Genomic DNA, 15069 nt, shown 5'->3' with positions numbered 1-15069 from the left:
AATTATACTGACTTAGCCATAGACGTCATGATGCTAACAGCTTGTTCCAAAGGCTCTAACTCAGGGTGGTTGGAAAACTATATGGTTACTAAATAATGTCTAATAAGAAGCGTTCTGCAAGTTCCAGTCGCTGGTTGCAGGAACACTTTAGCGATAAATATGTGCTACAAGCACAGAAAAAAGGGCTGCGCTCCCGTGCCTGGTTTAAACTTGATGAAATACAGCAAAGCGATAAGCTGTTTAAACAAGGTATGACAGTGGTCGATTTAGGCGCAGCTCCGGGCGGTTGGTCACAGTTCGTGGCTACGCAAATCGGTAACAAAGGGCGCATCATAGCGCTTGACCTTTTACCTATGGATCCTATTGTTGGAGTCGATTTCCTTCAGGGGGATTTTCGTGATGAATTAGTTCTCAAAGCGTTGCTTGAACGCGTGGGAGAAAACAAAGTTCAGGTGGTCATGTCCGACATGGCGCCTAATATGAGCGGTACTCCGGCAGTCGATATTCCAAAATCGATGTATCTGGTTGAGTTAGCATTGGATATGTGTCGGGATGTATTAGCACCAGGCGGAAGTTTCCTGGTGAAGGTGTTTCAGGGAGATGGCTTTGATGAATACCTGCGGGAAATTCGCTCCCTGTTTACGAAGGTGAAGATTCGTAAGCCAGACGCTTCCCGAGCACGTTCGCGAGAAGTGTACATCGTAGCGACAGGGCGGAAACTGTAGTTCCCTAACGCTGTTTGTTAACACAGTTGTAATATGAGGTTAATCCCTTGAGTGACATGGCGAAGAACCTGATCCTCTGGTTAGTCATCGCAGTTGTATTGATGTCTGTATTTCAGAGTTTTGGTCCCAGCGAATCTAATGGCAGTAAGGTAGATTACACTACCTTTACAACCGAAGTGGCCCAAGACCAGGTCCGTGAAGTACGTATCAATGGACGTGCGATTGACGTTATCAAAAAAGACAGCAGCAAATACACAACCTACATCCCGGTTAATGATCCTAAATTGCTGGATACGCTGCTGAGCAAAAACGTGAAAGTTGTTGGTGAACCGCCTGAACAGCAGAGTTTCCTGGCGACTATCTTCATTTCATGGTTCCCGATGCTGCTTCTGATTGGCGTCTGGATATTCTTTATGCGACAGATGCAGGGTGGCGGTGGCAAAGGCGCAATGTCCTTTGGCAAAAGCAAAGCCCGCATGCTGACGGAAGACCAAATCAAAACCACGTTTGCTGACGTTGCAGGTTGTGACGAAGCGAAGGAAGAGGTGAGCGAGCTGGTAGATTACCTGCGCGAACCAAGCCGTTTCCAGAAATTGGGCGGTAAAATTCCTAAAGGCGTTCTGATGGTCGGTCCTCCGGGTACCGGTAAAACCTTGCTGGCGAAAGCGATTGCCGGTGAAGCCAAAGTGCCATTCTTTACGATTTCCGGTTCTGACTTCGTAGAAATGTTCGTGGGTGTCGGTGCATCCCGTGTGCGTGACATGTTCGAACAGGCGAAGAAAGCCGCTCCATGTATCATCTTTATCGATGAAATCGACGCCGTTGGCCGTCAGCGTGGTGCAGGTTTAGGTGGTGGTCACGACGAACGTGAACAGACACTGAACCAGATGTTGGTTGAGATGGATGGCTTCGAAGGTAACGAAGGTATCATCGTGATTGCAGCAACTAACCGTCCTGACGTTCTTGACCCGGCATTGCTGCGTCCCGGCCGTTTCGACCGTCAGGTTGTTGTAGGCTTGCCAGACGTACGTGGTCGTGAACAGATCCTGAAAGTTCACATGCGTCGCGTTCCGCTGGCAACTGACGTTGATGCGTCTGTGATTGCCCGTGGTACACCTGGTTTCTCTGGTGCTGACCTGGCTAACCTGGTTAACGAAGCAGCATTGTTCTCTGCACGTGGTAACAAACGTGTGGTATCGATGGTTGAGTTCGAAAAAGCCAAAGACAAAATCATGATGGGTGCTGAGCGCCGTTCCATGGTGATGACTGAATCGCAGAAAGAGTCCACTGCTTATCATGAAGCAGGCCACGCCATTATCGGCCGTCTGGTTCCAGAGCATGACCCTGTGCATAAAGTGACCATTATTCCTCGTGGCCGTGCATTAGGTGTGACCTTCTTCCTGCCTGAAGGCGATGCTATCAGTGCCAGCCGTCAGAAACTTGAAAGCCAGATTTCTACCTTGTACGGTGGCCGTCTTGCCGAAGAGATCATCTACGGTGTGGAAAAAGTGTCTACCGGCGCGTCTAACGACATCAAGGTTGCCACCTCTATTGCCCGTAACATGGTTACGCAGTGGGGCTTCTCAGAGAAATTAGGTCCGTTGCTGTATGCGGAAGAAGAAGGCGAAGTCTTCCTCGGTCGTTCAGTCGCGAAAGCCAAACACATGTCTGATGAAACTGCCCGCATCATCGATCAGGAAGTGAAATCCCTGGTTGAACGTAACTACATTCGTGCGCGTACGCTGTTGATGGAAAACATGGATATCCTTCATTCAATGAAAGATGCCCTGATGAAGTACGAAACCATTGATGCGCCACAAATTGATGACCTGATGAACCGTACAGAAGTTCGCCCACCAGCTGGCTGGGATGATGCTAACGGTAAAAACGGCAGCAGCAATTCTAACGACGGCGGTGCACCAAAAGCGCCAACGCCGGTTGACGAACCTCGTACGCCAAATCCTGGCAACACGATGTTTGAGCAATTCAGCGGCAAATAAGCAGCTGTTTGGAAAATAACGCAGATAACACATAACCCCGGGCTTGCCCGGGGTTTTTTATGCGTGCATTCTTTGTCTCGAATTTGAAACTGCCTCTACGAATGACCAGAAGGGACATGATTTATGCACCTCACAGCCAGAGAGTCGACACTGGATCTCACTTTTCCCCAGGTGATGGGGATCCTGAATGTTACCCCTGATTCTTTTTCTGATGGCGGGCGGCACAACACGCTGGACCTTGCGCTTCGGCACGCTCAGGCGATGGTTGATGCCGGGGCGACAATCCTGGATATCGGCGGTGAATCAACGCGCCCCGGTGCGGCTGAAGTCAGCGAAGAGGAAGAACTTGCCCGTGTTGTACCGGTCGTAGAAGCGATTGCCCGACGTTTTGATGTCTGGATCTCAGTGGACACCTCGAAAGCGTCGGTTATCCGCGAAGCTGCAAACGCCGGTATGCATCTGATTAACGATATTCGCTCGCTTCAGGAACCGGGAGCATTGCAGGCCGCGGCAGAAACGGGATTACCCGTTTGTCTGATGCACATGCAGGGCGACCCGAAAACCATGCAGCATGCCCCGCATTATGACAACGTCGTTTCGCAGGTAGACCAGTATTTTGTCGATCAAATTGCACGTTGTGTGAATGCCGGCATTCCGAAAAACAAATTGCTGCTCGACCCGGGCTTCGGTTTCGGTAAAAATTTAGAACATAACTACCAGTTACTCGCCAGACTGGCTGAGTTCCATCACTTCGGGTTGCCACTTCTGGTGGGGATGTCGAGGAAATCTATGGTAGGGCAATTGCTGCATGTGTCACCGGAGAAACGTGTGACGGGCAGTGTTGCCTGCGCTGTGATTGCTGCCATGCAGGGAGCTCAGATAGTCCGCGTACATGATGTTAAAGAAACCGTCGAAGCGATGCGTATCGTGGAAGCGACACTTTCTGCAAGGGATAAAAAATAATTATGAGCAACCGTAAATACTTTGGTACTGATGGCATACGTGGAAAAGTAGGCGACAGCCCGATTACTCCTGATTTCGTTCTTAAGCTGGGCTGGGCTGCAGGCAAAGTATTAGCGCGTCATGGTTCAGGTAAAGTGATTATCGGCAAAGATACCCGTATTTCCGGCTATATGCTGGAATCTGCACTGGAAGCCGGTCTGGCGGCCGCAGGACTCTCTGCTTCTTTCACCGGCCCGATGCCAACACCTGCGGTGGCGTATCTGACCCGTACTTTCCGTGCTGAAGCCGGTATTGTAATTTCTGCGTCGCATAACCCGTTCTACGATAACGGCATTAAATTCTTCACAATCGACGGCACTAAATTGCCAGACGAAGTGGAAGAGGCGATTGAAGCTGAGCTGGAAAAACCGCTCACCTGCGTGGAATCCGCCGCACTGGGGAAAGCCAGCCGTATCGTGGATGCTGCCGGGCGCTATATCGAGTTCTGTAAAGGGACATTCCCGAGCGAACTGAGCCTGAACGGGCTGAAAATCGTTGTGGATTGTGCCAACGGTGCGACCTACCACATTGCGCCAAGCGTTCTGCGTGAACTGGGTGCAAAAGTGATTACCATCGGCTGCGATCCGGATGGGATGAATATCAACGAAGAGTGTGGTGCGACCGACGTCCGTCAGTTACAGCAACGCATTCTGGCAGAAAAAGCCCATGTTGGACTGGCATTTGACGGCGACGGCGATCGTCTGATCATGGTCGACCATGAAGGCAATAAAGTGGATGGCGACCAGATCCTCTACATTATCGCACGTGAAGGCCTGCGTCAGGGGCAGCTGAAAGGCGGTGCTGTCGGTACCCTGATGAGCAATATGGGTCTGGAACTGGCATTAAAACAACTTGGTATTCCTTTCACCCGCGCGAAAGTAGGCGACCGCTACGTGCTGGAAAAAATGCAGGAAAAAGGCTGGCGAATTGGTGCTGAAAACTCGGGCCATATCATACTGCTGGACAAAACCACCACCGGTGATGGCATCGTGGCCGGTTTGCAAGTGCTTACCGCCATGGTCCGTAATCACATGAGCCTGCATGACTTGTGCAGCGGCATGAAATTGCTTCCGCAGATCCTGATTAACGTTCGTTTTGCTGGCGAACATGATCCGCTGGAATCCGACGAAGTTAAGCTGGTGACGGCCGAAGTTGAAAAACAGTTAGCAGGCCGCGGCCGTGTGTTGTTGCGTAAATCAGGAACCGAGCCTTTACTGCGTGTGATGGTTGAAGGTGAAGATGCGGAGCTGGTGGAAAAACTGGCTAACCGTATCGCAGATGCTGTAAAAGCAGTCAAAGCGTAAGCTGATAAAAAACGGTAAATTTTCGGTGTCGAACTTGCTGCTGAACATCCTGACAGCTTGTTTTATCCTGATTTGCCGTTTTTTTCCGCAAACAAACAGTTTGATGAAAATTGCCCTTGCACGGCAATACCGCTTTGGTTAGTATTCACACCCGCTTCAGTGGGTCCTTGAACGACCTGCTAAATGGTGAGAAGCAATTGGCATGCGGTGAACCCGCGAGGATACAGGTACTACTATGTACGACGCTCTTCTGGTGATTTTCCTTATCGTAGCAATCGGGCTTGTTGCTCTGGTTATGCTGCAACAAGGTAAAGGCGCTGATATGGGAGCCTCTTTCGGAGCAGGTGCTTCTGGCACATTGTTCGGTTCGAGTGGTTCCGGTAACTTCATGACCCGTATGACCGGCATTTTGGCAGCACTGTTCTTTATCATTAGTTTGATTCTCGGGAACATGAGCACCAATAAAAGCCAAAAAGGTAGTGAGTGGGAAAACTTGAGTCAGCCAGCTAAAACTGAGCAGACCACTGCACCGGCAGCTCCAGCAGCGCCTAACAGTGACGTTCCTCACTAAGCAGTAACCTTCTTATCGCAAGAAGTGAAAAGTTTTAAACAGTGGCTCGTACTTGGACAGTACAAGCGATTGTGAGAAAAAAGAGTGCCGAGGTGGTGGAATTGGTAGACACGCTACCTTGAGGTGGTAGTGCCCGAATGGGCTTACGGGTTCAAGTCCCGTCCTCGGTACCAATCTTTATGATAATTTGCTTTTTAGCGATTATCGGCGTAGTATTTGCCACGTTTTCGGACGCGGGGTGGAGCAGCCTGGTAGCTCGTCGGGCTCATAACCCGAAGGTCGTCGGTTCAAATCCGGCCCCCGCAACCACTTTCCCTAAGTGTTTATTTCAAATAGACTTTCAGTGTCTACCTGTGATGTTCTGCAGTTCCAATTTGAAAGCTTCTATTTGAAATAACACTTCGCGAAAGTTGTACCGAAGCCGCTATGCGGCGAATAGGGTCCAGTTGCATAAAGCCCCGATTTATCGGGGTTTTTTGTTATTTGGCAACAGAATCACTGGGCTATTTAGCCCTTTTTTTATGTCTTGGGGGTGGGCTTGTCCACATTAGAACAAAAATTAACAGAGCTGATTACAGCACCAGTCGAGGCACTTGGCTTTGAGCTGGTGGGCATCGAGTTCGTTCGGGCTCGCCAATCGACGTTGCGCATCTATATTGATAGTGACGCCGGGATCAATGTTGATGATTGTGCTGATGTCAGCCACCAGGTGAGCGCTGTGCTGGACGTTGAAGATCCAGTCACCGTCGCCTACAACCTGGAAGTTTCCTCTCCAGGCCTTGATCGTCCTATGTTCACCGCTGAACATTATCAACGTTTCCTGGGTGACGAAGTCAGCATTGTTCTGCGTATGGCAGTGCAGAATCGTCGCAAATGGCAGGGCATTATTAAGGCTGTCGAAGGCGAAATGATCACGGTGACAGTGGAAGGGAAAGATGAAGTGTTCGCACTGAGCAACATCCAGAAAGCGAACCTGGTACCCCACTTTTAAAGAGTTTGGAAGAGGCAACTAGGATGAACAAAGAGATTCTGGCTGTTGTAGAAGCAGTTTCTAATGAAAAATCCCTCCCGCGCGAGAAGATTTTTGAAGCGCTGGAAATTGCATTATCAACGGCGACCAAGAAAAAATACGAGCAGGAAATCGAAGTCCGCGTCAGCATTGACCGCAAAACTGGTGACTTCGATACCTTCCGTCGCTGGGTGGCAGTTAACGAAGTGACTCAGCCGACCCGCGAAATCACCCTCGAAGCTGCACAATACGAAGATCCGTCAATCGACCTCGGCGGATATATTGAAGATCAAATTGAGTCGGTCACTTTTGACCGCATCACCACGCAAACTGCTAAGCAAGTTATCGTACAGAAAGTACGTGAAGCAGAGCGCGCGATGGTAGTTGATCAATTCCGTGAGCAGCAAGGTGAGATCGTCACCGGCGTGGTTAAGAAAGTTAACCGTGACAGCATCGCTCTGGATTTAGGCAGCAACGCTGAAGCCGTTATTCTGCGTGAAGACATGCTTCCGCGTGAAAACTTCCGCTCCGGCGACCGTATTCGTGGCGTGCTGTACGATGTTCGCCCTGAAGCACGCGGTGCCCAGCTGTTTGTCAGCCGTTCACGTAACGAGATGCTGATCGAGCTGTTCCGCATCGAAGTGCCGGAAATTGGCGAAGAGCTGATCGAAATTAAAGCGGCAGCCCGTGATCCTGGCTCCCGTGCGAAAATTGCAGTAAAAACTAACGACAAACGTATCGACCCGGTCGGTGCTTGTGTCGGCATGCGTGGTGCACGCGTTCAGGCTGTTTCTAGTGAACTGGGCGGTGAACGTATCGATATCATCCTTTGGGATGACAATCCTGCGCAATTCGTTATCAACGCAATGGCACCGGCAGATGTCGCTTCCATCGTTGTTGATGAAGATAAATGCACCATGGATATCGCCGTTGAAGCCAGCAACCTGGCACAGGCGATTGGCCGTAATGGCCAGAACGTGCGTTTGGCCTCCCAATTGTTGAAACAGCATCGTGGTGATGACAAGTGGGAACTGAACGTGATGACAGCAGACGACCTGCAAGCCAAACATCAGGCTGAGGCACACGCTGCGATCGCTACCTTTACCAAATACTTGGCCATCGATGAAGATTTCGCCACGGTTCTGGTAGAAGAAGGTTTCTCAACGCTTGAAGAACTGGCTTACGTGCCAGTCAACGAACTGCTTGAAATCGACGGCCTGGATGAAGACACCGTGGATGCGCTGCGCGAACGTGCGAAAGAAGCGCTGACCACACTGGCTTTAGCTCAGGAAGAAAGTCTCGGTGACAAAAAGCCTGCTGACGATCTGCTTAACCTGGCGGGTCTGGAACGTAGCATGGCGTTTAAACTGGCTGCACAAGGGGTTTGTACGCTGGAAGATCTTGCCGAGCAGGGTGTCGACGATCTGGCTGATATTGAAGGTCTTAGTGACGAGCAGGCTGGTGAACTTATCATGGCCGCGCGCAATATCTGCTGGTTTGGCGACAACGCGTAATAAACTGTAGCAGGAAGGAACAGCATGACAGATGTAACTGTAAAATCGCTGGCGGCAGAGATTCAGACTCCGGTAGATCGCCTGGTACAGCAATTTGCTGATGCAGGGATCTCGAAGTCCGAAGCTGACTCTGTGACCCAGCAAGAAAAAGAAACTTTATTGGCGCACCTGAATGGCGGAAATGCCGGTGCGACAAACAAACTGACGTTACAACGCAAAACGCGTAGTACACTGAATATTCCGAGCACCGGCGGGAAGAGTAAATCGGTGCAAATCGAAGTCCGCAAGAAACGCACTTATGTTAAACGTGATATGACCGAGGCAGAAGTTGCCCAGGCCGAAGCGGAAGAGCAGGCGAAGCGTGACGCGGAAGAACAGGCACAGCGTGCAGCAGCAGAGCAAGCCCAGCGCGAAGCTCAGGAAAAAGCCAAACGCGCCGCCGAAGAGCAAGCTAAACGTGAGGCCGCTGATAAAGCTAAGCGTGATGCAGCGGAAAAAGATAAAGTGACGAATCAACATACTGACGAAGTAACTAAACCAGCTCAGGCTGAGAAAGCCCGCCGTGAAGCTGAAGCCGCAGAGCTGAAACGCAAAACGGAAGAAGAAGCCCAGCGTAAGATCGAAGAAAACGCCAAACGCATCGCAGAAGAAGCCCGTAAAATGGCTGACTCTGGTGTCTGGACTGAAGCTACTGCACCAAGCGAATCAGAATCTGCTGACTATCATGTCACCACTTCTACTCACGCTCGTGCCGCTGAAGACGAGAATGACGCCAAAGTTGAAGGCGAACGTCGTAGCCGTACCCGCGGTGGGAAAGCAACCAAACAGAAAAAAGGCAACAAGCTGTCCGAATCTAAAGCGGATCGCGAAGAAGCCCGTGCTGTTGGTCGTAACGGTAAAGGCAAGCGTAAGCCAAGCACCTTACAGCAGAGCTTTAACAAGCCTGTTGTTGCGGTAAACCGCGATGTTGTTGTGGGTGAAACCATTACCGTTGCTGAGCTGGCAAACAAAATGGCAGTTAAAGGTTCTCAGGTCATCAAAACTATGATGAAACTGGGCGCTATGGCCACCATCAACCAGGTTATTGATCAGGAAACTGCTCAGCTGGTTGCGGAAGAAATGGGCCACAAAGTTATCCTGCGTCGTGAGAACGAGCTGGAAGAAGCGCTGATGAGCGATCGTGATACGGGTGCGTCTGCTGCCGCTGAGCCTCGTGCTCCGGTTGTGACCATCATGGGTCACGTTGACCACGGTAAAACCTCATTGCTCGACTACATTCGTTCTACGAAAGTTGCAGCAGGCGAGGCCGGTGGTATTACTCAGCATATCGGTGCTTACCATGTAGAAACCGAAAATGGCATGATCACCTTCCTGGATACTCCGGGACACGCCGCATTTACTTCAATGCGTGCTCGTGGTGCTCAGGCAACAGACATCGTGGTTCTGGTTGTTTCTGCAGATGATGGCGTGATGCCACAAACCATCGAAGCCGTACAGCATGCGAAAGCCGCTGGCGTGCCAATCGTGGTTGCAGTGAACAAAATTGATAAGCCAGACTCTGATCCAGACCGCGTTCGTACCGAACTTTCTCAGTACGGCGTTATGCCAGAAGAGTGGGGCGGCGAATCTCAGTTCATCCATGTGTCTGCAAAAGTCGGTACCGGTATTGACGATTTGCTGCAAGCTATCTTGCTGCAAGCTGAAGTTCTGGAACTCAAAGCAGTTCGCACCGGTATGGCAAGCGGCGTTGTGATCGAGTCCTTCCTGGACAAAGGTCGTGGCCCTGTTGCAACCGTTCTGGTTCAGGAAGGTACTCTGAACAAAGGCGACATCATTCTGTGTGGCTTCGAATACGGCCGTGTTCGTGCGATGCGTGACGAAATGGGTCGTGACATTACGTCTGCGGGTCCTTCTATCCCTGTCGAAGTTCTGGGTCTGTCCAGCGTTCCGGCAGCGGGTGATGAAGTGACTGTAGTTCGTGACGAGAAGAAAGCTCGTGAAGTGGCTCTGTATCGTCAGGGTAAATTCCGCGAAGTGAAACTGGCTCGTCAGCAGAAATCTAAACTGGAAAACATGTTCGCGAACATGACTGAAGGCGAAGTTTCTGAACTGAACATCGTTCTGAAATCAGACGTTCAGGGTTCTTGCGAAGCGATTTCCGATGCGTTGCAGAATCTGTCTACTGACGAAGTTAAAGTTAAAATCGTCGGTATGGGTGTCGGTGGTATCACCGAGACTGACGCAACACTGGCCGCTGCTTCCAACGCGATCATCCTGGGCTTCAACGTCCGTGCAGATGCTTCTGCCCGCCGTGTCGTAGAAAACGAAAGCCTGGATCTGCGTTATTATTCCGTTATCTATAACCTGATTGATGAAGTCAAACAGGCGATGAGCGGTATGTTGGCGCCAGAATACAAACAGCAAATCATTGGCCTGGCTGAAGTTCGTGACGTGTTCAAGTCACCGAAATTCGGCGCTATTGCAGGTTGTATGGTGACTGAGGGTATGATCAAGCGTAACAACCCAATCCGTGTACTGCGTGAAAACGTGGTGATCTACGAAGGCGAACTGGAATCCCTGCGTCGCTTCAAAGATGACGTTGCTGAAGTTCGTAACGGCATGGAATGTGGTATCGGCGTTAAGAACTACAACGATGTGCGTACTGGTGATGTGATCGAAGTCTTCGAAATCATCGAAATCAAACGTACTATCGCTTAACGTTTGCGAAGTAGCTGATATCCAGATGGGGGCCTTGCGCCCCCTTATTTGTCTGGAGCAAGTGAGGAGTAAAGCATCATGGCAAAAGAATTTAGCCGTACTCAGCGCGTCTCTCAGGAGATGCAAAAAGAAATCGCCATCATCTTACAGCGTGAAGTCAAAGACCCACGCGTAGGCATGGCGACAGTTTCAGGCGTTGAAGTTTCACGTGACCTGGCTTATGCCAAAGTGTTCGTGACCTTCCTGGACGTGCTGACCACTGAAAATCACGATCCCGATCGTGTTAAGAATGGCATCAAAGCTTTGCAGGACGCGTCAGGTTTCATCCGTACGCTGATCGGTAAAGCGATGCGTTTGCGTGTAGTACCAGAACTGACTTTCGCTTACGACAACTCTTTGGTTGAAGGTATGCGTATGTCCAATCTGGTGACCAACGTCGTGAAAAACGATGCTGAACGTCGTTCAGCTGCAGGCGATGACGAGGAAGCATAATGAGTCGCCCACGTCGCCGCGGCCGTGATATACACGGCGTTCTGCTACTGGACAAATCTTTAGGCTTGTCTTCTAACGATGCCCTGCAAAAGGTTAAGCGCCTTTACAACGCTAACCGGGCGGGACATACCGGCGCTCTCGATCCTTTAGCTACGGGCATGTTGCCGCTTTGTTTAGGCGAAGCGACCAAGTTTTCCCGGTTCCTGCTTGATTCTGATAAGCGTTATCGCGTGATTGCCCGTATGGGACAGCGCACTGATACGTCAGATGCTGAAGGTGCCATCATTTCCGAACGTGAAATGACCTTCACTCAGCAGCAACTTGACGATGCTCTCGACAGTTTTCGTGGGGAAACCCAACAAATTCCTTCCATGTATTCCGCGCTGAAATATGAAGGGAAAAAACTGTACGAATATGCACGTCAGGGCATCGAAGTTCCGCGAGAATCCCGCAGCATTACTGTGTATGAACTCCGGTTCATTCGCTGGGAAGGCTTCGAGGTTGAATTAGAAATCCACTGTTCAAAAGGCACTTATATCCGCACGATTGTGGATGATCTGGGCGAAAAATTGGGCTGTGGTGCACACGTCACGTATTTGCGCCGTTTGCAGGTCGCAACTTATCCTTCTGAGCGCATGGTTACCATGGAAAAACTTCATGAATTGATCGCTCAGGCAGAAGAGCAGGGCATCGAGCCACGCTTACTGCTGGATCCTTTGTTGCTGCCTATGGACAGCGCGTGTGAAGACTTCCCGGAAGTGAACCTGCTGCCTGTCGTCGCCGGATATGTTAAACAGGGCCAACCTGTTCAGGCATCTGGTGCACCGGCCAGTGGCATGGTTCGCATCACTGAAGGCGAAGAACGTAAGTTTATCGGTGTGGGCGAAATTGATGATGATGGCCGCATTGCGCCGCGTCGTCTGGTCGTTGAATACACGGATTAAGCGCTTTCTGCTCACCTTGCGATCATATATAGCAAAGGGTAGAATAGCGCAGCTTATGCATTGGGTTGCTGAATTAGAGATCGGCACCCGTTTAATTATCTATAATATTTTGGAGTAAGATTATGTCTCTAAGCGTTGAAGCTAAAGCTCAAATCGTTTCCGACTTCGGTCGTGGCACTAACGACAGTGGTTCTACCGAAGTTCAGGTTGCTCTGCTGACTGCTCAAATTAACCATCTGCAAGGTCACTTTGCAGAGCACAAAAAAGATCACCACAGCCGTCGTGGTCTGCTGCGTATGGTTTCTCAGCGTCGTAAACTGCTGGACTACCTGAAACGTAAAGATGTAGCACGTTACACCAGCCTGATCGAACGTCTGGGTCTGCGTCGCTAATCAAGCGAGTTTCAGTGTAAAGGGGCCAATAGGCCCCTTTATTCTAGGAAGCAACGCCAAATCAGGGTACTGTATGGCTGCTGTTTCTATTGTTATTCTAAGTACATGAACTTCCGTTACAGATGTTTTCGCGCGGCTAATGAGAGACTTTATTACCACATTGCCAGGTATATAAGGATTGTCATTAGTCGCGAGAATGTAGTGAGAAGCTCGGATATTGATCGGCGTGAACTGCTGTCATAACAGCTGCGCGTCATACAAAAGGACATTACATTGCTTAATCCGACTATTCGTAAATTCCAATACGGCCAGCACACCGTTACGCTGGAAACCGGCATGATGGCTCGTCAGGCAACTGCAGCTGTTATGGTTAGCATGGACGACACCGCGGTATTCGTTACCGTTGTTGGTCAGAAAAAAGCTAAACCAGGTCAGAGCTTCTTCCCGCTGACTGTTAACTATCAGGAGCGTACTTACGCTGCTGGTCGTATCCCGGGTAGCTTCTTCCGTCGCGAAGGCCGTCCAAGTGAAGGCGAAACGCTGACTTCACGTCTGATTGACCGTCCGATCCGTCCTCTGTTCCCGGACTCCTTCCTGAACGAAGTTCAGGTTATCGCGACTGTGGTTTCCCTGAACCCACAAGTTAACCCTGACATCGTTGCGATGATCGGTGCGTCTGCTGCCCTGAGCCTGTCTGGTATTCCATTCAACGGCCCTATCGGTGCTGCACGCGTTGGTTACATCAACGACCAGTACGTTCTGAACCCAACCGCAGATGAGCTGAAAACAAGCCGTCTGGACCTGGTAGTTGCGGGTACTCAGGGCGCTGTTCTGATGGTTGAATCTGAAGCTGAAGTGTTGAGCGAAGATCAGATGCTGGGCGCGGTCGTATTCGGCCACGAACAACAACAAATCGTTATCGACAACATCAACTCATTGGTTGCTGAAGCTGGCAAACCAAAATGGGACTGGCAGCCAGAAGTGGTTAACGCTGAGCTGCACGCTCGCGTGGCTGCCCTGTCTGAATCCCGTCTGGGTGATGCGTACCTGATTACCGAGAAACAAGAGCGTTACAACCAGATTAACGTTATCAAGTCTGACGTTGTTCAGGCTCTGCAAGCTGAAGACGAAACTCTGGACGCTGGCGAAATCTCGGACATTCTGGGCAGCATCGAGAAGAACGTGGTTCGTAGCCGTGTTCTGCGTGGCGAGCCACGTATCGATGGCCGTGAAAAAGACATGATCCGTGGTCTGGATGTGCGTACTGGTGTTCTGCCACGTACTCACGGTTCAGCGCTGTTCACCCGTGGTGAAACTCAGGCACTGGTTACTGCCACTCTGGGTACTGCCCGTGATGCACAGAACCTGGATGAGCTGATGGGCGAGAAGACTGACAGCTTCCTGTTCCACTACAATTTCCCTCCGTACTCTGTTGGTGAAACCGGTATGGTAGGTTCGCCAAAACGTCGTGAGATTGGCCATGGCCGTCTTGCTAAACGTGGCGTGCTGGCGATGATGCCAAAACCAGAAGACTTCCCGTACACCGTACGTGTGGTTTCTGAAATCACTGAATCTAACGGTTCATCTTCAATGGCTTCTGTTTGTGGCGCATCTCTGGCCCTGATGGATGCAGGCGTGCCAATTAAAGCCGCTGTTGCGGGTATCGCAATGGGCCTGGTTAAAGAAGGCGAAAGCTTTATCGTTCTGTCCGACATTCTGGGTGACGAAGATCACCTGGGCGACATGGACTTTAAAGTGGCCGGTAGCCGCGACGGTATCACCGCGCTGCAGATGGACATTAAAATCGAAGGTATCACCCGCGAAATCATGCAGGTGGCTCTGAATCAGGCTAAGGGTGCGCGTCTGCACATTCTGGGCGTGATGGAACAGGCTATCAGCACACCACGTGGCGATATCTCTCAGTTTGCTCCACGTATTCACACCATCAAGATCAGCCCGGACAAAATCAAGGACGTGATCGGTAAAGGTGGTTCTGTAATCCGTGCGCTGACTGAAGAAACCGGCACCACTATCGAAATCGAAGATGACGGTACTGTGAAAATCGCAGCTACCGACGGCGAGAAAGCGAAATACGCTATCCGTCGTATCGAAGAGATCACTGCTGAAATCGAAGTTGGCCGTATCTATCAGGGTAAAGTGACCCGTATCGTAGACTTTGGTGCGTTTGTTGCCATCGGCGGCGGTAAAGAAGGTCTGGTTCACATTTCTCAAATCGCTGACAAGCGTGTAGAGAAAGTGACTGATTACCTGCAGATGGGTCAGGAAGTACCGGTTAAGGTTCTCGAAGTTGACCGTCAGGGTCGTGTGCGTCTGAGCATCAAAGAAGCTACCGCACCTACTCAGGACGAAACATCTGAGCAACCTGCAGCTGAATAAT

Annotated in this window: 12 protein-coding genes and 2 tRNA genes; all 14 read left to right on the top strand. The window is 50.6% G+C overall.

Annotation, left to right across the window (positions count from 1 at the left end; all coding sequences use genetic code 11):
* The first annotated feature begins 95 nt into the window (after positions 1-95).
* The 14 genes from rlmE to pnp all read left to right on the top strand — a co-directional run bounded on the left by rlmE (position 96) and on the right by pnp (position 15068).
* Entirely contained in the window at positions 96-725 is a 630-nt protein-coding gene (rlmE, locus tag J1784_RS16485) for a 23S rRNA (uridine(2552)-2'-O)-methyltransferase RlmE (protein ID WP_217150137.1), read from the top strand.
* A 56-nt stretch (positions 726-781) separates the two neighbouring features.
* Complete coding sequence (gene ftsH, locus J1784_RS16480) at positions 782-2725, top strand: ATP-dependent zinc metalloprotease FtsH (protein WP_120508527.1); 1944 nt, start codon at positions 782-784, stop codon at positions 2723-2725.
* Positions 2726-2848: 123 nt separating this feature from the next.
* Complete coding sequence (gene folP / locus J1784_RS16475; protein ID WP_217150136.1) at positions 2849-3688, top strand: dihydropteroate synthase; 840 nt, start codon at positions 2849-2851, stop codon at positions 3686-3688.
* Positions 3689-3690: 2 nt separating this feature from the next.
* Entirely contained in the window at positions 3691-5031 is a 1341-nt protein-coding gene (gene glmM, locus J1784_RS16470) for a phosphoglucosamine mutase (protein ID WP_217150135.1), read from the top strand.
* 235 nt (positions 5032-5266) lie between these two features.
* A complete protein-coding gene (gene secG / locus J1784_RS16465) occupies positions 5267-5602 on the top strand; it encodes a preprotein translocase subunit SecG (RefSeq protein WP_113877110.1) in 336 nt (111 codons plus the stop codon).
* Between the two features lie 86 nt (positions 5603-5688).
* A tRNA-Leu gene (locus tag J1784_RS16460) sits at positions 5689-5775 on the top strand.
* 59 nt (positions 5776-5834) lie between these two features.
* Positions 5835-5911: transfer RNA gene (locus tag J1784_RS16455), tRNA-Met, on the top strand.
* Positions 5912-6140: 229 nt separating this feature from the next.
* Positions 6141-6593, top strand: a complete 453-nt coding sequence (gene rimP / locus J1784_RS16450; protein ID WP_147243271.1) for a ribosome maturation factor RimP — start codon at positions 6141-6143, stop codon at positions 6591-6593.
* A 23-nt stretch (positions 6594-6616) separates the two neighbouring features.
* Positions 6617-8125, top strand: coding sequence for a transcription termination factor NusA (nusA, locus tag J1784_RS16445; protein ID WP_217150134.1), 1509 nt, complete (start codon positions 6617-6619; stop codon positions 8123-8125).
* 24 nt (positions 8126-8149) lie between these two features.
* Positions 8150-10843 (top strand): translation initiation factor IF-2, encoded by a 2694-nt coding sequence (infB, locus tag J1784_RS16440; protein WP_217150133.1) that lies wholly within the window; start codon positions 8150-8152, stop codon positions 10841-10843.
* A gap of 78 nt (positions 10844-10921) precedes the next feature.
* Positions 10922-11335 carry a 30S ribosome-binding factor RbfA gene (gene rbfA, locus J1784_RS16435; protein ID WP_120133270.1) on the top strand — a complete coding sequence of 138 codons (414 nt, stop codon included), beginning with the start codon at positions 10922-10924 and terminating at the stop codon, positions 11333-11335.
* Complete coding sequence (truB, locus tag J1784_RS16430; protein ID WP_217150132.1) at positions 11335-12279, top strand: tRNA pseudouridine(55) synthase TruB; 945 nt, start codon at positions 11335-11337, stop codon at positions 12277-12279. The genes rbfA and truB overlap by 1 nt, the downstream gene beginning before the upstream one ends.
* Positions 12280-12401: 122 nt before the next feature.
* On the top strand, positions 12402-12671 hold the full coding sequence (rpsO, locus tag J1784_RS16425) for a 30S ribosomal protein S15 (RefSeq protein ID WP_014333706.1): 270 nt from the start codon (positions 12402-12404) through the stop codon (positions 12669-12671).
* A 273-nt stretch (positions 12672-12944) separates the two neighbouring features.
* On the top strand, positions 12945-15068 hold the full coding sequence (pnp, locus tag J1784_RS16420; protein WP_217150131.1) for a polyribonucleotide nucleotidyltransferase: 2124 nt from the start codon (positions 12945-12947) through the stop codon (positions 15066-15068).
* Position 15069: the final 1 nt, after the last annotated feature.

Source organism: Rahnella ecdela, from assembly GCF_019049625.1.
Classification (GTDB): Bacteria; Pseudomonadota; Gammaproteobacteria; order Enterobacterales; family Enterobacteriaceae; genus Rahnella; species Rahnella ecdela.
This window is presented reverse-complemented; position numbering and strand designations above follow the sequence as displayed.